Genomic DNA, 18,195 nt, shown 5'->3' with positions numbered 1-18,195 from the left:
GACCTGTCAACCGCCGGCCTTGGCCATGTCCAGCAGCATCAGCACGGTGCGCCAATTACGCGCCGTGCCCGGCACCTTCAGAACGCGCGGAATGAGATTGGCAAACACCGATTTGCCGAGCCCGTCAGGCGCATGCAGGTAGAGCACGTCGCCCTTGATCTCGAAGCGTTCTGGCCCGGTGCATTTTTCCGCCAGCCGGGCGACCTCCTCGGCGGTCGGCCGGCGCTCCAGCGCATAGGCATGCAGCTTCGTCGGCTCGCCGGCCACTTCCGGATAGGGATTGTCCGCCGCCAGCCGCTCGAGCCAGCCGAGATCGCGCACCATGATGCGTGAATGGAACCCCCATTTCTTCTCGAATTCCGCTTCCAACCGCTTGGTCAGCGTCGCCGCATCGCCATCTGGCGACCGGAACACGGCGTTGCCGCTCTGCACATAGGTGGCGACATCGGAGAAGCCGAGCTGCTCAAAAAATGACCTGAGTTCCGCCATCTTGACGATGCGGTTGCCGCCGACATTGATGCCGGAAAACAGCGCGATAAAAACGTTCGCCGGAGCGTTCGGAAGATCGTTGCTGCTCATATGATGAACCCGGCGAGCGTCTCGTTGTCGGTGATGTCCTGGTAATGGACGCTCTCGGCGTCGAAATTCGCCTTGAGCAGGTCGAAATTGCGGCGGTCCTTGGTTTCGATGCCGATCAGCACCGAACCGAAATTGCGCGCTGATTTCTTCAGATATTCGAAGCGGGCGATGTCGTCGTCGGGACCCAGCAATTCGAGGAAATCGCGCAGCGCGCCGGGCCGTTGCGGAAAGCGGATGATGAAGTATTTCTTCAAGCCCTCGAAGCGCAGCGCCCGTTCCTTCACATCCGGCAGCCGCTCGAAATCGAAATTGCCGCCCGACACCACGGCAACGATGGTCTTGCCCCTGATTTCCTTCCTGGAAAAATCTTTGAGCGCATCGATCGCCAGCGCGCCGGCCGGCTCGAGCACGACGCCTTCGACATTGAGCATTTCGATCATGGTCGCGCAGAGCCGGTTTTCCGGGATCAGCCGCACGGTGTCGGCGGCAAACTCCCTGAGGTGGCGCAGCGGCTCGCGGCCGATCTCGGCCACTGCTGCGCCGTCGACGAAATTGTCGACCTTGGCGAGCTTGACCCGCTTTCCGGTGGCGAGGCTCTCGCTCAGGCTCGGCGCGCCGAGCGGCTCGCAAAAGACGAAGCGTGTTTCACGCTGCTGGTCGGCGAAATAATGGGTGACGCCGGCGGCCAGGCCGCCGCCGCCGACCGGCAGCATGACAATGTCGGGCATGCGCGCGCCGGGCATCTGGCCTGATATCTCGTAGGCGACGGTCGCCTGCCCTTCGATAATGTCCTTGTGGTCGAAAGGCGGCACCATGTGGGCGCCGGCAGTTTCGGTGAATTCGAGTGCGGCGCGATAGCAGTCGTCGAAGAAATCGCCGACCAGCCTGATCTCGACGAACGCGCCGCCGAACAGCCGCGTCTTGTCGATCTTCTGCTGCGGCGTGGTCACCGGCATGAAGACGACGCCCTTCTTGCCGAAATGGCGGCAGACGAAGGCAAAGCCCTGCGCATGATTGCCGGCCGAAGCGCAGACGAACAGCTCGGCATTGTTACCGGCAGCGAGCGCCTTGCGGAAGAAGTTAAAGGCGCCGCGGATCTTGTAGGAGCGCACCGGCGTCAGGTCCTCGCGCTTCAGCAGCACCCGCGCGCCGGTCTTCTTCGACAGATAGTCGTTTTCCTGCAGCGGCGTCTCCGGAAAAATCTCGCGGATCGCCGCAGCGGCGGCAGCGACGCGAGAGGAGAAACTGGTCATGGCAGGAGTACCCCACAGGCTACGCGAGTTCGGTCCCGCTATTGCATATCCGGCCTCGTGAAGCCATTGTCCGGCCGCCCCGAAGGGGCATTTCCGGAATCAACGTAAGCATTTGGGGGCGTTTGCTCATGCCTGTCGCATCGGTTGCCCGGAAAACCGTGTCGCTGCCGGAGTTCGGCGAGCCGACGGTGATGCCGCTGGTTCCCCGCGCCACCTATGAGGCCCGTATCGCGGCGCTGGTCGCACTTGGCGGGTTCGATGCCTTCGTCGTCTATGGCGACCGCGAACATGCGGCCAATGTCGCCTACCTCTGCGGCTACGATCCGCGCTTCGAGGAGACGCTGTTGGTCATCGTTCCCGGCAAGCCGCCGAAACTGCTGGTCGGCAATGAGGGCTGGGGCTATGCCGAGATCTGCGATGGGCCGTACGAGCGCGTGCTCTACCAGACGTTTTCGCTGCCGGCGCAGCCGCGCGACCGCTCGCAGGCGCTTTCCGACATCCTCGTCGATTGCGGCCTGAAAGCCGGCCAGCGCATCGGCGCCATCGGCTGGAAGCCGTTCGGCCCCGGCGATGCGGGTTTTGGCGAAACGACGCTCGACCTGCCGTCCTTCATCGCCGACACGCTGCGTACCCTTGCCGGCGATAGGGGCACGGTCGTCAACGCGGCGAACCTTTTGATGAACCCCGCCGACGGCCTGCGCGCCATCAATGAGGCCGACCAACTGGCCGCGTTCGAATTCGCCGCGACCTATTCCTCGCAAGGCCTGCGCAACGTCCTGCAAGGCATCGAACCCGGCATGACCGAATTGCAGGCGGCGCGGCTGATGGGCATCAACGGCCTGCCGCAATGCTGTCACCCGATGCTGTCGACCGGCAAGCGTGCGGCCTATGGCCTGCCGAGCCCGCGCCTCGACATCATCAAGCGCGGCGACCCGATCACCATGGCCTATGGCATCCAGGGCTCGCTCAATGCGCGCGCCGGTTTTCTGGTCGAGGACGCGGCCGAGCTTCCGAGGGGCATCCAGGACTATGTCGAGAAGCTGGTCGCGCCCTATTTCTGCGCCGTCGTCGACTGGTACGAGACGGTCGGCATCGGCGTTCCCGGCGGCGCGTTGTGGCAAGCGGTGCACGACCGCATCGGCGATCGGTTCTTCGGCGTAGCGCTCAACCCCGGCCATCTCATCCATATCGACGAATGGATGCATTCGCCGGTATTTTCCGGCTCCGACATCAGATTGAAGTCGGGCATGGCCTTGCAGGTCGACATCATCCCGGCGACCGGCACCGATTATTTCACCACAAACATCGAGGACGGCATCGCGCTGGCCGACGAGGCGCTGCGCGAAGAGATCGCGGTGCGCTATCCCGAAGCCTGGCGCCGCATCGAGGCGCGCCGCGCCTTCATGACCGACGTGCTCGGCATAAGGCTGAAGCCGGAAGTACTGCCGTTTTCCAACATTCCGGCGTTCCTGCCGCCGTTCTGGCTTTCGCGCAACAGTGCGATGGCAGTCGCGAGGCGCTGAGCGCATTTCGGCGCCTGCGACTTACTTCCGCCGCACTTGGCCTGTCCGGGAGGTGCGGCGGAGGTGGATGGGCCTTTGGTCAGGCCGGAGTGGAATTGCTTAAGTGCCCTTGAAGACGATTTGCATCATTCTCATTGCCGCGCTGCTCGCCGGCTGCGGCGGGCGCCAAACCGAGGAACTGCTCGGCAGCGCCATGATGGCGGTGCCGGTGACGGAAATCGCCGGCAACCACTCGATCTTCATCGCAACCACGCGCAAGCGCTCCGACGATCCCGACAAGGTCTTCGACGGCGAGCGCTCGGCGACGCTGAACTATGCCCGCGTCAACGTCACCGTCCCCGGTATCCACAAGACAGGCCAGATCGAGCGGCGCTCGCGCGGCAAGTCGGACGATCCGGCCAAATACTTCATGGCTTCCGAGGTCGTCGGATACGACACCCAGCCGAAATTCTCCAGCGCGCTCAGCGCCGACATCGCAGCGCGCGGCGGCCGCGTCATGGTCTTCGTCCACGGCTACAACACCGGCTTCGACGACGCGGTCTACCGCGTCACCCAGATCACCCATGATTCCGGCTATCCGGGCACGCCGGTGCTGTTTTCCTGGGCGTCGGGCGCCAAGACCACCGACTATGTCTACGACAAGGAAAGCGCCAGCGTTGCCCGCGACCAGCTGGAAGTGACGCTGAGAATGCTGGCGCAGACCGGCGCGCGGCGCATCGACATCGTTGCCCATTCGCTGGGAACCTGGGTCACCATGGAGGCGCTGCGCCAGCTTGCCATTACCGGCGACCGCGATCTCGGCGGCAAGCTCGGCGACGTCGTGCTGGCCTCGCCAGACATCGACGTCGACGTGTTCAAGAGCCAGATGCGCCGCTACGGCAAGCCGAACAAGCCGTTCATCCTGCTGCTCTCCGACGACGACCGGGCGCTGCGGCTCTCCGGCCTGATAGCCGGCGCGCGGCCGCGCGTTGGCGACTACAAGGACGCCGCCGACCTCGCCAGCTATGGCGTGTCGGTCGTCGATCTCTCCAGCGTCAAGGGAGCCGACCGCTTCAACCACACCAAATTCGCCGATAATCCGGAATTGGTGCAGTTGATCGGCCAGAAGCTGCGCGAGGATGACGGGTTTGCCAGCGACCGCGAAGTGACAGACCGCATCGCCTCGGTCGGACAATAGCTGCATTGCGCGGCAGTGACTGTTGACCATTGCCGCACCATCGGAACAGTTTGAACTGGACCGTGCCGGGCTCTGCCTCTATCGAATAGGCCAAGACGTCTCCGGCTCGACGTCGCCTTTGCGGGAGCCCGCGTGACCGTGCCTTCGAAGATCTTTCTCGTCGTTGCGTTCGCGCTCGCGCTGGCAAGCTGCGCCGGCCAGAACACGCACGACTTGCTCAACAAGACGACAATCACCGTGCCTGCTTCCGACATTGCCGCGACGCACAAGATCTTCGTCGCCACAACCCGGCAAAAGGCAATGAAAGCGCCCCGGCAGGTGTTCGATGGCGACCGTTCGCCGACCACCAGCTTTGCCAGCGTCGAGGTGACGGTGCCCAAAATTCACCAGCTCGGCGCCATCGAGCGGGTCAAGGGATCGGCCAACAGCAATCCGGCGAAGGATTTCACGGCGACCGGCGTCACCTTCTACGAAGGCGCGCCGCAATTCGCCAAGGCGGTCGGCGCCGATATCGCGATGCGCGGCGACCGCGCGCTGGTTTTCGTGCACGGCTTCAACAACGGCTTCGACGACGGTATCTACCGGCTGACGCAGATCGCGCACGACACGAAATACCCGGGCACGCCGGTGCTGTTTTCGTGGGCGTCGAGCGGCAAGACGACCGGCTACATCTACGACAAGGAAAGCGCCAATGCGGCGCGCGACGATCTCGAAGCGACGCTGCGCATGCTCGCCAAGAGCCGCGCCAAGAGCATCGACATCATTGCCCATTCGATGGGGACCTGGGTGACGATGGAAGCGTTGCGCCAGCTTGCCATCACCGGCGACCGCGACCTCGGCGGCAAGCTCGGCTATGTTATCCTGGCTTCGCCCGATATCGACGTCGACGTGTTCAAAAAGCAGATGATCCGCTACGGCAAGCCCGACAAGCCGTTCGCCGTGCTGCTTTCGGGCGACGACCGGGCGCTCAGACTGTCGACCCTGATCTCCGGCGACAAGCCACGCGTCGGCGACTATGGCGACGCGGCCGACCTCGCCAGCTATGGCGTCTCGGTGGTCGACCTGACCAAAACCAAGGGCGGCGACCGGCTGAACCACGCCAAATTCGCCGACAACCCGTTCCTGGTGCAGCTGCTCGGCGACCGCTTGCGCGCCCCGGCCGGCCTCGCCTCCGAAGAGACCGCGCCGGCCCAGCTCGACAATCTCGGCCAGGGCCTCGGCAAGGCCGTCGGTTCGGTCGCCGAAATCGTCATCACCACGCCGTTCAAAGTGCTGACCATCGCCACGGGCGGGTGAGCCGACCTCTACTGCCAAACGCGCCGGTGATTGGCAGCTGTCAACAAAAACGCTCTGCAGCGATCCTTCGCGCCCCCCTCTGTCCTGCCGGACATCTCCCCCTCTAGTGGGGAGATTGGCCGCCACTTTCGGCTTTCGCCAATCTCCAACTCTGACGAACAACGCGCTGTCGACGAAACTGCCAATCTCCCCCCTTGAGGGGGAGATGNTTTCGCCAATCTCCAACTCTGACGAACAACGCGCTGTCGACGAAACTGCCAATCTCCCCCCTTGAGGGGGAGATGTCCGGCAGGACAGAGGGGGGCGCTGTCCCTCCAGGGTTCAGTGCTTCTTCAAACGAACAGATCGACCTTCTGGAATGTCGTCACGTCGATAAGGCCGACGTCGGAAATTCGGAGCTCGGGGATGACGACCAGCGCCAGCAGCGAGTGCTGCATGTAGGCGTTGTTGAGCGAGCAGCCCATCTGGCGCATGGCGTCGCTGAGTTGGTCCGCCTTGGCGGCGACGATTTCCGCCCGCTCGTTGGACATCAGCCCGGCGATCGGCATTTCGACCAGCGCCAGTTCCTTGCCCCTGGAGAACAGCACGACGCCGCCGCCGACCTCGCCCAGCCGGTTCACGGCCAGAGCCATGTCCTGCTTGTTGGTGCCGACGACGATGATGTGGTGGGCATCGTGGGCCACGCTCGACGCCATGGCGCAGTCGCCGATATAGCCGAAGCCGGAGACGAAGGCGTTGGTGACGCCGCCGGTGCCCTTGTGGCGCTCGACCAGCGCGATCTGGCAGACATCGTTGCGGCGATCCATGGCGACCAGCCCGTCCTCGACGGCAAGATCGGCCTCCAGCGCCCGCGTCGGCGCCTGGTTTTCGATGACGCCGATGACGCGCACCCGCACCTCGTTGGCGCCCATGGGTGCCGCGATGTCGAAATCGCCTGCCTTGAGCTTCCTGCCGAGCTTGACGGTGTTCTTCGCCGTCCGCGGATAATTGTAGGCCGGAATGTCAATTTCGAGCTTGCCGCCCTTGGCCAGCCTGACGCCGCGGCCATAGACCTCGTCGATGGTCATTTCGGCCAGGTCGGAGATGATCAGCAGATCGGCGAGCCGTCCCGGCGCGATCGAGCCGATCTCGCGCTCCAGCCGGAAATGCTGGGCGGTGTTGAGCGTCGCCATCTGGATCGCCGTCACCGGCGTCAGCCCTTGGCTGATGGCGTGGCGCACGACCCGGTCCATATGGCCTTCGTGCACCAGCGTACCGGAATGGCTGTCGTCGGTGCACAGGATGAAGTTGCGCGGGTCGAGGCCGCTCTCGGTCACCGCCTTGATCTGCGAGGCCACGTCGTACCAGGCTGAGCCCAGCCGCAGCATCGCCTTCATGCCCTGGCGGACGCGCGCGATGGCGTCCTCGGCGCGCGTGCCTTCGTGGTCATCCTCCGGGCCGCCGGCGACGTAGCCGTGAAACGGCAGGCCGAGATCGCGCGAGGCATAATGCCCGCCGACGGTCTTGCCGGCCCTCACCGTCGCCGCGATCTCGCCCGACATCACCGGATCATTGGCGGCGACGCCCGGAAAATTCATCACCTCGCCGAGCCCGATGATGTTCTCCCAGGTCATCGCCTCGGCAACGTCGGCGACGGTCAGCTCGGCGCCGGCATGCTCGAGCCCCGGGGCGGAGGGCACGCAGGACGGCATCTGCACGAGCACGTTGACCGGCATGGCGACGGCCTCGTCATGCATCAGCCGCACGCCCGGCAGGCCGAGCACGTTGGCGATCTCATGCGGATCGATGAACATCGAAGTTGTGCCATGCGGGATCACCGCGCGGCAGAATTCCGTCACCGTCACCATGCCGCTCTCGACATGCATATGCGCGTCGCAAAGCCCCGGCACCAGATAGCGGCCGCCGGCATCGACCACCTTGGTGCCCTGGCCGATGGCATGGCCGGCGTTCGGCCCGCAATAAGCGAAGCGGCCGCCGGCAATGGCGATGTCGGTGCCGGCGATGATCTCGCCCGAATGGACGTTGACCCAGCGCCCGTTGCGGATGACGAGATCGGCGGGTTTGCGGCCCATAGCGACATCGACCAGATGCGTCGCCATCTCGGCCCAGGGTTTTGGTTTCGTCGCATTGGCGGTCTTCGGCATCAACAGGCTCCTCTTTGCCCGACTGTGCCAAGCCGCGAGGATTTTGACCAGCGAGGAAGTAAGCGCGGACGGCGAAGTTGCAGATCTCCCCCCTCGAGGGGGAGATGTCGCCGAAGGCGACAGAGGGGGTCGGGACGTCCTGACGCGAACCTTTACCGCGAACAAAACAGGCTGGCGCTCGACGCGCGACGACCCCCTCTGGCCTGCCGGCCATCTCCCCCTCAAGGAGGGAGATTGATGCCACCACGGCTTTCGCCAATCGCCAAGCGCATTTTGTGCCGGCGCAGCAACTTTTGTTCTTGCTTTGTGCCGGCAGCTATGCTACTAATTTGGGTAAGGTGCCAATTGGCTCCAACGACCCGCCCCCCGAGGCGGGTTTTTCTGTTATGGCGCCATTCACGGCAAAATGGCCCAAGCGGAATACGATTCCGTTGCGGCCAATCAGCTTTCGTCTCGTTAGAGGATCCTTCTGAATCGACGGTCGCGGAGTTCGACGCACTCCATCGTTCGAGCCTTCGGCCGGTTCAATCAATTCGATCCCGAACTGTCACTTCTTGCTCGGATCGTCTGCCGGGTTGACGTAGATGATCTTGAATGGCCCCTCGCCATGAACCTGGATAATGGTATCGCTTGTCGTCCAGGCGAAGTGATTCATTCCGGCCGGCGCGACGCCGAAGCCGCCAGCAGTCAGTTCGACACCTTTCGCCTCGTCGAGCTTATCGCCCATTCCAATATGGAAGTTGCCGGAAAGCACCGTTACGTATTCCGTGGTGGGATGATTATGTGCGGCAATTTTGTAGCCGGCGGGTGTCTTCAACCGCAGCACATAGGCGCCGTCCTTTGAGGGATCTCCAGCGACAACAGCCATTTCCGCGCCAGCGGGAATGACAGCAGGAGCAGGACCCCATTTGATGTCTTTGGCGTTCATCGGCATCTCATCGGCAAACAGAGGCGCCGTCCCAACAAGCAGCAGTGCCAGGGCAGAGGCAAGCTTGAGCATGACAATCTCCCAGTGTCTGTAGAGGACGGCGTCGAGTATCGGCGCGCCGATCCACTTGCCAATTGGAGTCTATCAGGGCAGAGCGCCCGAACGCATCCTGCGAACGGGGGACGCGCATTCGCGGTAGCCGCGGAAGCTGCCGCTAAAAACATTTCCAGGTGAAACGATTTTGTTTGTATCACTGTAGGTGATCGGCCTCGCTAGCTTCCAGTGCCAGATTTGTCGACGGCAGAAGACGGCTTGACGGCCTTTGGCTGGCGGCTGAAAAGGGCTGGCCTGCGGACGTGGCGGAATTGGTAGACGCAAGGGACTTAAAATCCCCTTTATCCCGTCTCCCCTACCGTATCTACCCCTCAAACCCATCTAATTCAACGGTTCCAGCGTTAGTCTGGAGCCCCGAACCATACACCTCCCTTTGCGGAGGGGATTTCGTGACACGGGCATCCTGTGACACGGAAGTTGTGACACTGTGACATGACAGGAGAACCGACCGTGAACGCACCTTTCGGCCACAACCTCCAGCGGCAGATCGAGCTGGAGATCGAGATGTCCGGCCTCGGTCGGGACCGTTACCTTTCTCGTGTTCGCAAGAACATCGACAAGGAGCGCGGCTACGAGACTGACACCGGGCGCTGCATCCTTGAGGGCTCCGTGCCACTCGTCGCCGGGGGCATCAGCCTGTTCATTGAGGATGCCTACGGTGGCCGCCCAGGCGGCACTCACCCGGCGCCGGTCGGCCTGTACGAACCCCGAAAGTCGCTTCAAGGACATCAACGCGGATCAGGCTCGCCGGCTGCTGCAGGAAATCTACAAGAAGCTCGGCGGTGAATACGCCAAGATCACTCAGCCGTTCCACGTCTTCCGTCACTCCTGCGCAAGCCGGATGGCGACCCGTGGTGTCGACGCCAACCGCATCAAGGAATGGATGGATCATGCGTCTTTCGTCACAACCGAGCGGTACATGAAGCTGGCACCGTCAGCCCTTGAAATGGCTACCTCGGCGCTGGAGCCCGAGGGCATGCATCCGGCTCTCAGATTAGTCGCCAACAACTAGGGTACTTAGAACTTACCTGGGGATTACCGTCGCCGGCCTATTGTGACCCTTTGCCGCAAGTGTTAGCAGCGCACAGAGGGAGCGGACCACAACATTTAGTATAGGTACCCGGAACGTGCCCAAAATCCAGTTCTCCCCTTACACCGACGCCCTAAACGTACTGCCAGCCGAGAACATATTCCACGCGATGGATTTCGCCCGCTATCTCGGCTGTCCCCTAAACACCTACGTCGTCATCAACTTTCCTGCTCAGGATGCTGAACTGGCAGGTTGGCTGTTCGTGAGGGTTAGGGACAAATACCGAGATTGGTATAACTGGCGAACCCGGAAACTCTACGGTGTCCCGTTGCTGCCCCTGTACGTCTACACACTGGAGAACCCGTCTGGGCAGGCACACGCTAACTGGGTCGTATACGTGCCGCCAGAGATGCGCACTGAATTTCATCGCAAGCTCCCCCACTGGGTCAGGAAAGCGCAAGGCAAAGCACCCGGCCAGTACGACGTCCATTCTCAAGACGTAGACCAGCCGACATACAAAAGCCTTGGTAAATACATTTCCAAAGGTTTGCGTGAGCGGCACGCCCGCTATCTCCACGTGATACCCAGCTCCCAAGGCCGCATCCATGGACGCCGCGCTTGCTCCAGCGCTGCCATCAACAAAGCGGCTCGGGCCGCAGCGGGCTTCGTCCCCAAAAGGGATCGCCTGTCATGGCCGAACCCGGCAAACTCTAACTCAACAGGCGCGGTGGCTTAGGGTCATGGCCTTTCTTGAATACCGGCCCAGATCAGCATTGTTTCACTATTGTGGCGCGCTGGGGTTCGAAGGGATTACAGGGAACGGATCGATCTGGCTGACTGACTTGCAACACGCCAATGACCCAAAGGAACTTCAACTCACTCATGTTATAGATCGGGTCATGACTGAGTTGGCGGACAACGAAGCGACCGCGCCGGCGCTTAAAGCCACTTACCTTCATTTGCAGCGCCGCCTCCACCTGCTGAGGACGCGCTTTGGGATGTACTCATTCAGCCTATCCCTTCGGGGCGATCAGCTGCCTATGTGGCAAGAGTACACGGATAGAGGCCGTGGGTTTTGTATCGGCTTTAGAGCCAGCGCATTCAACCACATGCCGCTTAGGGTTCAGCGGGTAAGCTACGCAAAGCCAGATTATTTCGGATCTATCCACTCGAGAGTTGAGGAAATCTCCAAGCCATTTGTCGGCCACGAACACGACTTCGTAAAAGAAATCGAACCTATGACAAATATTCTTGCGCTGATAACTTCAGTAAAGGATGACACGTGGGCGCATGAGGATGAGGTACGGCTTATTTTTTCTAGCATGGCTAAGCCAAGTGATTTCGAAGGGGGGCCAATGTGGCCTGTCAGCCTACTTCGCGACGGAACGGCGGTCTATCCTGCTGATCCGCNCTGATCCGCTCATCCGAGTGCGGAACGGTTCGCAGGTTCCCTACTTCATGAAGCCTTTTGGTCGCTTGCTGTCCTCAGCATGGGACCCCTCCCGTGCTATATCGCATGTACTCATTGGGCCAAACAATGACCGCTCGATTGGGCAGATATCAGAATATCTGCGTAAGAAGGGGTACAGCGACTTTGAAGTAACAAAATCGCGCTGCGCTTTCCGGCCCTAGAAACCACGATTGTTCTCCAACATGGCATCGGCGAGCAGGTCGGGCCGGGGTCTCCCTTCCACCGATCTTGGCGGTTGATGCCAGCCAGAGCCCCGGGAACCTTGAACTTGTGACATGGGCTGTGACATACCGGTGCCACGGTGACTTGCGGGCGTGGCGAAACTGGTAACCGCACAGGACTTAAAATCCTGCGTCCTTAGTGACTTACGGGTTCGACCCCCGTCGCCCGCACCACCGCAGAGGGGACTTAAAATCCCTCGATCTCTGATCGTACGGGTTCGATTCCCGTCGTCCGCACCAGCAACATCGGCGCCGCCATTGCGGCCTAAGCAAGAGCATGAACTCGCCGCATACAGGCTGCCACATGCCATTTCTCGACCAGGAGCCGGCGAGCCGATGCGGGATCTGCGATATGCGTATCCGGTGTCCGCATGTTCGTTTGCCAGCTTCCAAAGCGCACTCAGGCAAGGGCGGCGGTATCGGTCACACGCATCATCGCCAGCAATTTCGATATGATTTTGTCACATCGGCTGCTATATGGTGGAAAAGGAGTCCACCCATGCGAACCACCCAGCCGATAAGTATCACCCTCCCGCGCGACATGGCCGAGGCCGTCGCGCGCAAGGTCGAATCCGGCGCCTACGCCTCCGTCAGCGAAGTGCTGCGCGAGGGCGTGCGCGCGCTGCTCGACCGCGACGCCGCCGTTGAACGCTGGCTGCGCGAGGAAGTCGCCCAGAGCTACGACGAGTACAAGGCGAATCCGTCCAGCGCCATCCCTGCCGAGCAGGTCATGCTGCGTATCCGCGACCGCGCCGCGGCGCGACGCGATGATGCCACTAAGGAATGACGCGCACGGTTGTATTTTCCGCTCAAGCGGAGCGCCAGTTGGATGCGCTGTATCGCTACATAGAGGAATATTCCTCCACAGCCCGTGCGGAATCGTTCGTTGGCGGGATCGTGGCCTATTGCAGGGCTCACCTCCCGATCGGGTTCAGCTTCAGGTGCTGGATCAAAATAATCGTCTTGGCGTCGATGATCCGACCGTCGTGGATGCCGGCCAGTGCCTCGTCGAGCGGCATTTCCAAAACTTCGATGTCTTCGCCTTCGTCATGCGCGCCGCCGCCGTCGGAAATGCGGTCGGCGGGCGAGTAGCGGGCGACGAAGAACCAGAGCCGCTCGGTGACGCTGCCGGGGCTCATATAGGGCGAAAACAGCCGCTGCACGTCCTTCAGCCGGTAGCCGAGCTCCTCCTCGGCCTCCTTGCGGATGCAGGTTTCGGGATCGTCTTCGTCGAGCAGGCCGGCACAGGCCTCGATCAGCGGCTCCTTGTGGCCGGTGACGTAGGCCGGGTAACGGAACTGCCGCACCAGAAGCACCGTCGAGCGGTCGGGATCGAAAGGCAGGATCACCGCGCCGTCACCGCGATCGTAGGTCTGGCGGGTGTGCGTTTCCCATTTGCCGTCGCGCCGGCGGTAGTCGAAGACGGTCTTTTTCAAAACCGCCCACTCGTCGGACAGGACTTCCTCGGAGCGGATGCGAATGCGATCTTCCATGGTGGACTCCCTGCTGCCGCGGCAAGGCGTAGCCGCGAACGGCGGTTCGTGCAATCGGGCCACCAATTGGTCCAGAGCACCGGTTCACCGTCTCGTGTCTGGCGCTGGCACAATCGGCTGCATAAATAGCGGCAACCCTTTCCGGAGTTTTTTATGACCTCATCGCTTTTCCAGCCGATCACCCTCGACGGCCTGACCTTCCCCAACCGCATCGCGGTCGCGCCGATGTGCCAGTATTCGGCCGAGGACGGTTCGGCCAGCGATTGGCACCTCTATCACTGGATGAACCTGGCGATGTCCGGCGCCGGCATGGTCACCGTCGAGATGACCGATGTCGAACGGCGCGGCCGCATCTCGCATGGCTGTCTCGGCCTCTATTCCGAGGACAACGAGGCGGCCGCGCGACGCACGCTGGATGCAGCCAAGCGTGTCGCCGCACCGGGCACGAAATTCGGCACGCAGCTTGCCCATGCCGGCCGCAAGGCCTCGAATCGGAAACCCTGGGAGGGCGGCGGACCGCTGCATGCCGATCAGGATCCGTGGCCGATCGTGTCGGCCTCGGCGATCGCCTACGACAGCGGCTGGCAGGTGCCGCGGGCGCTGGAGGACGACGAGATCCTGCAAATCATCGAACGCTTCGCCGAAGCGGCACGGCGGGCCGAGCGCGCCGGCTTCGACTTCATCGAGCTGCATGCCGCGCATGGCTATCTGATCTTCCAGTTCCTGTCGCCGCTCTCCAATCGGCGCACCGACCGCTGGGGCGGCTCGCTGGAAAACCGCATGCGTTTCGCCGTCGAGATCGCCAAGGCGGTGAAGAAGGCGGTGCCCAGGCTGATGCTGGGCGCGCGTCTGTCGATCAAGGAATGGGTCGATGGCGGCTTCGAGGTCGAGGATGCGATCGAAGTGGCAAAAGCGCTGAAGGAAGCCGGCGTCGCCTATCTCTGCTGCTCGAGCGGCGGCAATTCACCGTTGCAGAAGCTGCCCTCCGGGCCCGGCTACCAGGTGCATCTGGCCGAAGCGGTGCGCAAGGCCGTCGGCATCCCGACGCGGGCCGTCGGTCTGATCGACGATCCGAAACAGGCCGAGGCGATCGTTGCCGACGGCCGCGCCGACATGGTGGCGCTGGCGCGCGCCTTCCTTGCCGATCCGCGCTGGGGCTGGCGCGCCGCGGCCACCTTCGGCGAAAAAATCCACCCGGCGCCGCAGCTTGCCCGCTCGGTGACGACGATGCAGCACTGGATGAAGGTGGCGACCTGACGGCGGGTTCTCACCTCACTGGGCGAGGCATCACAGCTTCGCTTTGATCCTCTGCCGGTGTAGGGTGGCCGGGGCCGCGGCTGGGCGCGGCGGGTTGGGGAGCAGAGACATGCCGTTCAGGGGGAATTCCATTGCGGCTGCTGCCGCGGTGTTGGCCGGGCTGTCGTTCGCCGCACCGACGCCGGCCGGGGCGCAATATTGCGAAGGCACGGTGCACGGCCTTTCCAGGCACTACAATCTGGCGACGGGAAGCGGCTTTCTCGCCGTTCGAGCCCGACCGAACTCGTCGCCGCGCATGATCGGGCAATTATTCAACGGCGACCAAACCGAGATCTTCGACCGCCGCGGAAGCTGGTACAAGGTCGATTTCGGCGGCCGCACCGGCTGGGCGAATGCACGCTGGCTGCGCAACGACTGCGGCTATTGAGCTATTTTCGCCTGAGCTAAAATAGCAGTTGCAACCAAATCGGCCGCTCCGCGTTGGCGGCGATGATGGACAGCAAGCCATTTGAAAAGCCGGTCGTGGTCGAACTCGGCCATGTCGGCAAATATCGGCAGATCCGCAGCGCCCAGGAGGCGGCGGAGTGCCTGATGACGGTCTGGCCACTCAATCGCGGGCCGCGTCATCGTGATGCCCTCGACACTTGCCTAAAAGTGCTGGAAGGTTATCGTTCGACGGCGGATGCGCGCCGGGCACTGATCGAAGCCGCCAGGGAATCGGACGTGCTGGTCACAGACGACAGGCTGCCAGACGACAGACTGGCCGACGATAGGCTGCATTGAGGCAACGGGCTTTCAACCGGAGGGTTTCATGGCGAAACTGACCTACAAGATCGTCGAGCATGACGGAGGCTGGGCCTACAAGGTTGGCTCGACATTCTCCGAAACGTTCCCCACCCATCAGGACGCGTTGCGCGCCGCCGAGATCGCTTCGGCCGAACAGCAGGTCGCCGGCAATACCGACGGCATCCAGTACGAGGACGCCGACGGCAAATGGCACGACGAGCTCGCAGATGGCCGCGACCGGCCGCAGACGGAGGTTTCGGATTAGGGTGTGTCGATATCCAGGTGATGCCGGGCTGCTTTACAGGCCGGTTTGGTAGCGCTACCGTCTCACATCGCGCGTGACCGGGGAGGAGCCTGGGCGCTTTCGCGGTCCAGGCAGGAAAGCGGTTTCCTTCGAAGTCGTTGCGGGAATCAATCGGGAGGAGATCGATGGCGTCTGTCGCGATCGGCGATGTCTACAAATCATTTGGGACCGTCGAGGTCCTGCACGGGGTCAGCGTCGATATAGACGACGGCGAGTTCGTCACGCTGGTCGGTCCTTCGGGTTGCGGAAAGTCGACCCTTCTCAGGATGATCGCCGGCCTGGAAAAGATCTCGCGCGGCCAGATCGCGATCGGCAAACGTGTCGTCAATAACGTTGCGCCAAAGGAGCGCGACGTCGCCATGGTCTTCCAGAACTATGCGCTCTACCCGCATATGACGGTCGCCGAGAACATGGCGTTCTCGCTGATGCTCAAGGGCGTTCCCAAGACGGAGAGCGATGCCGGCGTGCGGCGCGCGGCCGAAATCCTGGGACTGGTGCCGCTGCTCGACCGCTATCCGCGCCAGCTTTCCGGCGGGCAGCGCCAGCGCGTTGCCATGGGCCGGGCGATCGTGCGCGATCCGCAGGTCTTCCTGTTCGACGAGCCGCTGTCCAATCTCGATGCCAAGCTCCGGGTGCAGATGCGCGCCGAGATCAAGGAACTGCACCAGCGCCTGAAGACGACGACGGTCTACGTCACCCACGACCAGATCGAGGCGATGACCATGGCCGACAAGATCGTCGTCATGCATGACGGCATCGTCGAGCAGATCGGGCCGCCGCTCGAGCTGTACGACCGGCCGAACAATCTTTTTGTCGCCAGCTTCATCGGCTCGCCCGCCATGAACATGCTCAGGGGCGAGATCGTAAGCGACGGCTCGCCGTCATTTCGCGGCGCCGGAGGGATTTCGGTCCCGTTGGCCTCTGCACTTTCCATCGGCAATGGTGAGCCGGTCGTGCTGGGGATACGGCCCGAGCATTTACGGCTGTCCGACCATCAGGGCATCCCGGTCACCGTCGTGGTGGTCGAGCCGACAGGGTCCGAAGTGCAGCTCATCGGCCGCACCGCCGGCGGCGAGGAGATCGTCGCAAACTTCCGGGAACGCCATTCCTTTACGCCGGGCGAAACCATCCGGCTTACGGCCGAGCCTGGCCTCATCCATCTCTTTCACGGCAAAACCGGACAGCGGTTCGAAACACCCATCGGGCAGTAGGACGGCAAGGACAATAAGCAGGAGGAAGCGAGCATGAAATTCACCAGACGCGACGTGATCCGCACCACCGCCGGTGCGGCGGCGGGAGCCTTGGGAAGCCGGTTCATCGGCTCTCCCGCCTTTGCCCAGGAGGGGTTGAAATACAAGCCCGAGGACGGCGCCAAGCTCAGGCTGCTGCGCTGGTCGCCCTTCGTGCAGGGCGACGAGGATCAATGGCTGGCCAACACCAAGCGCTTTACCGAAGCGACCGGTGTCGAGGTCCGCGTCGACAAGGAAAGCTGGGAGGACATCCGCCCCAAGGCGGCGGTCGCCGCCAATGTCGGCTCCGGCCCGGACCTGATGTTCGTCTGGTTCGACGACCCGCACCAATATCCCGACAAGCTGCACGACGTGACGGAACTGGGCGAATATCTCGGCTCGAAATATGGCGGCTGGCACGATGGACCGCACCAATATGCGACACGGCAAGGCAAATTCCTCGGCCTGCCGCTGGCGACCATCGGCAATGCCATCGTCTATCGCGAAAGCTGGGTGAAAGAGGCCGGCTTCTCCGAATTTCCGAAGGACACGGCAGGCTTGCTCGAGCTTTGCAAGGCATTGCAGGCGAAGGGGCACCCTGCCGGCTTCACGCATGGCCACGGCGTCGGCGACGGCAACAACTACGCTCACTGGCTGCTGTGGAGCCATGGCGGTCAGATGGTCGACGAGAGCGGCAAGGTGACGATCAACAGCCCCGAGACGCTCAAGGCGATCGAATACGCGCAGCAACTCTACAAGACCTTCATTCCCGGCACCGAAAGCTGGCTCGACGTCAACAACAACCGCGCCTTCCTGGCCGGGCAATTGAGCGTCATCGCCAACGGCATTTCCGCCTACAACACCGCCAAGATCAACAAGGACAAGGATCCGAAGCTCACTGAGATAGCCAAGGACATCCGCACCACCAACCTGCCGATCGGCCCGGTCGGAAAATCCGTCGAGCTGTTCCAGGTGACCACGGCCGTGATCTTCGACTACACGCCCTACCCCAACGCGGCCAAGGCCTACCTGCAGTTCATGTTCGAGGATCCGCAAATGTCGCAGTGGATCACGTCGTCGGCAGGCTATTGCTGCCAGACGCTCAAAGCCTTCGACAACAATCCGGTGTGGACGGCCGATCCGAACAATGCCGCCTACGCCAAGGCCTCGGCGACGCTGCGGCCCAACGGCTATGCCGGCCCGCTTGGCTATGCCTCGGCAGCGACCATGGCCGACTATGTGCTGGTCGACATGTTCGCCAAGGCGGTGACAGGCCAGGCGACGCCGCAAGAAGCGATGGAAGAAGCCGAGAAGCGCGCAAACCGTTACTATCGCGTTTGAGCCGGGTTCAGCCGGGCAGCCATGCTGCCCGGCTTCGAATCGCGCATGG

18 protein-coding genes and 1 tRNA gene are annotated in these 18,195 nt (G+C 62.5%); 14 read left to right on the top strand and 5 right to left on the bottom strand.

Going from position 1 to position 18,195, the window contains the following annotated elements:
* Positions 1-6: 6 nt before the first annotated feature.
* Positions 7-579 carry a DUF1697 domain-containing protein gene (locus X773_RS44475; RefSeq protein ID WP_031211246.1) on the bottom strand — a complete coding sequence of 191 codons (573 nt, stop codon included), beginning with the start codon at positions 577-579 and terminating at the stop codon, positions 7-9.
* Positions 576-1,832, bottom strand: a complete 1,257-nt coding sequence (gene ilvA / locus X773_RS44470; RefSeq protein ID WP_023674785.1) for a threonine ammonia-lyase IlvA — start codon at positions 1,830-1,832, stop codon at positions 576-578. The genes X773_RS44475 and ilvA overlap by 4 nt, the downstream gene beginning before the upstream one ends.
* Before the next feature lie 128 nt (positions 1,833-1,960).
* Between ilvA and X773_RS44465 the strand changes: the two genes are divergently transcribed.
* The 3 genes from X773_RS44465 to X773_RS44455 all read left to right on the top strand — a co-directional run bounded on the left by X773_RS44465 (position 1,961) and on the right by X773_RS44455 (position 5,828).
* Positions 1,961-3,355 (top strand): M24 family metallopeptidase, encoded by a 1,395-nt coding sequence (locus tag X773_RS44465; protein ID WP_031211244.1) that lies wholly within the window; start codon positions 1,961-1,963, stop codon positions 3,353-3,355.
* 103 nt (positions 3,356-3,458) lie between these two features.
* Positions 3,459-4,532 carry an alpha/beta hydrolase gene (locus X773_RS44460; protein WP_023674783.1) on the top strand — a complete coding sequence of 358 codons (1,074 nt, stop codon included), beginning with the start codon at positions 3,459-3,461 and terminating at the stop codon, positions 4,530-4,532.
* 132 nt (positions 4,533-4,664) lie between these two features.
* Positions 4,665-5,828 carry an alpha/beta hydrolase gene (locus X773_RS44455; RefSeq protein WP_023674782.1) on the top strand — a complete coding sequence of 388 codons (1,164 nt, stop codon included), beginning with the start codon at positions 4,665-4,667 and terminating at the stop codon, positions 5,826-5,828.
* Between the two features lie 332 nt (positions 5,829-6,160).
* On the opposite strand, the gene ade is transcribed toward X773_RS44455, so the two are convergent.
* Both ade and X773_RS44440 read right to left on the bottom strand, forming a co-directional pair.
* Positions 6,161-7,972 (bottom strand): adenine deaminase, encoded by a 1,812-nt coding sequence (gene ade / locus X773_RS44450; protein WP_023674781.1) that lies wholly within the window; start codon positions 7,970-7,972, stop codon positions 6,161-6,163.
* 547 nt (positions 7,973-8,519) lie between these two features.
* Positions 8,520-8,972, bottom strand: coding sequence for a cupin domain-containing protein (locus X773_RS44440; RefSeq protein WP_023674779.1), 453 nt, complete (start codon positions 8,970-8,972; stop codon positions 8,520-8,522).
* A gap of 700 nt (positions 8,973-9,672) precedes the next feature.
* On the opposite strand from X773_RS44440, the gene X773_RS44435 reads away from it, so the two are divergent.
* The 5 genes from X773_RS44435 (at position 9,673) to X773_RS44415 (ending at position 12,523) form a co-directional block, all read left to right on the top strand.
* On the top strand, positions 9,673-10,026 hold the full coding sequence (locus X773_RS44435; RefSeq protein WP_198023523.1) for a tyrosine-type recombinase/integrase: 354 nt from the start codon (positions 9,673-9,675) through the stop codon (positions 10,024-10,026).
* 115 nt (positions 10,027-10,141) lie between these two features.
* Entirely contained in the window at positions 10,142-10,780 is a 639-nt protein-coding gene (locus X773_RS77245; RefSeq protein ID WP_023674777.1) for a hypothetical protein, read from the top strand.
* 4 nt (positions 10,781-10,784) lie between these two features.
* Entirely contained in the window at positions 10,785-11,459 is a 675-nt protein-coding gene (locus X773_RS44425; protein WP_031211242.1) for a DUF2971 domain-containing protein, read from the top strand.
* Positions 11,460-11,823: 364 nt separating this feature from the next.
* Positions 11,824-11,910 (top strand) — tRNA-Leu (locus X773_RS44420).
* 325 nt (positions 11,911-12,235) lie between these two features.
* Entirely contained in the window at positions 12,236-12,523 is a 288-nt protein-coding gene (locus X773_RS44415; RefSeq protein ID WP_023674775.1) for a type II toxin-antitoxin system ParD family antitoxin, read from the top strand.
* A 127-nt stretch (positions 12,524-12,650) separates the two neighbouring features.
* Here the strand turns inward: X773_RS44415 and X773_RS44410 are convergent, their stop codons facing one another.
* A complete protein-coding gene (locus X773_RS44410) occupies positions 12,651-13,229 on the bottom strand; it encodes an NUDIX domain-containing protein (RefSeq protein ID WP_023674774.1) in 579 nt (192 codons plus the stop codon).
* Between the two features lie 153 nt (positions 13,230-13,382).
* Here X773_RS44410 and X773_RS44405 point away from each other — a divergent pair, with 153 nt between their 5' ends.
* The 6 genes from X773_RS44405 (at position 13,383) to X773_RS44380 (ending at position 18,146) form a co-directional block, all read left to right on the top strand.
* The gene (locus X773_RS44405; RefSeq protein ID WP_023674773.1) at positions 13,383-14,486 is read left to right on the top strand and encodes an NADH:flavin oxidoreductase/NADH oxidase; all 1,104 of its coding nucleotides are present in this window, start codon (positions 13,383-13,385) and stop codon (positions 14,484-14,486) included.
* Between the two features lie 109 nt (positions 14,487-14,595).
* On the top strand, positions 14,596-14,913 hold the full coding sequence (locus tag X773_RS44400) for an SH3 domain-containing protein (RefSeq protein WP_023674772.1): 318 nt from the start codon (positions 14,596-14,598) through the stop codon (positions 14,911-14,913).
* A gap of 62 nt (positions 14,914-14,975) precedes the next feature.
* Positions 14,976-15,269 carry a DUF982 domain-containing protein gene (locus X773_RS44395; protein ID WP_031211240.1) on the top strand — a complete coding sequence of 98 codons (294 nt, stop codon included), beginning with the start codon at positions 14,976-14,978 and terminating at the stop codon, positions 15,267-15,269.
* A gap of 28 nt (positions 15,270-15,297) precedes the next feature.
* Positions 15,298-15,537, top strand: a complete 240-nt coding sequence (locus tag X773_RS44390; protein ID WP_023674770.1) for a DUF2188 domain-containing protein — start codon at positions 15,298-15,300, stop codon at positions 15,535-15,537.
* 164 nt (positions 15,538-15,701) lie between these two features.
* Positions 15,702-16,787, top strand: a complete 1,086-nt coding sequence (ugpC, locus tag X773_RS44385; RefSeq protein ID WP_023674769.1) for a sn-glycerol-3-phosphate ABC transporter ATP-binding protein UgpC — start codon at positions 15,702-15,704, stop codon at positions 16,785-16,787.
* A gap of 33 nt (positions 16,788-16,820) precedes the next feature.
* Positions 16,821-18,146: an ABC transporter substrate-binding protein gene (locus X773_RS44380; RefSeq protein ID WP_023674768.1), complete on the top strand. Its 1,326-nt coding sequence runs from the start codon at positions 16,821-16,823 to the stop codon at positions 18,144-18,146.
* Positions 18,147-18,195: the final 49 nt, after the last annotated feature.

The organism is Mesorhizobium sp. LSJC280B00 (assembly GCF_000502835.1).
Taxonomy (GTDB): Bacteria; Pseudomonadota; Alphaproteobacteria; order Rhizobiales; family Rhizobiaceae; genus Mesorhizobium.
The sequence above is the reverse complement of the archived record's forward strand: the minus strand, read 5'-3'. Positions and strand labels throughout refer to the sequence as shown.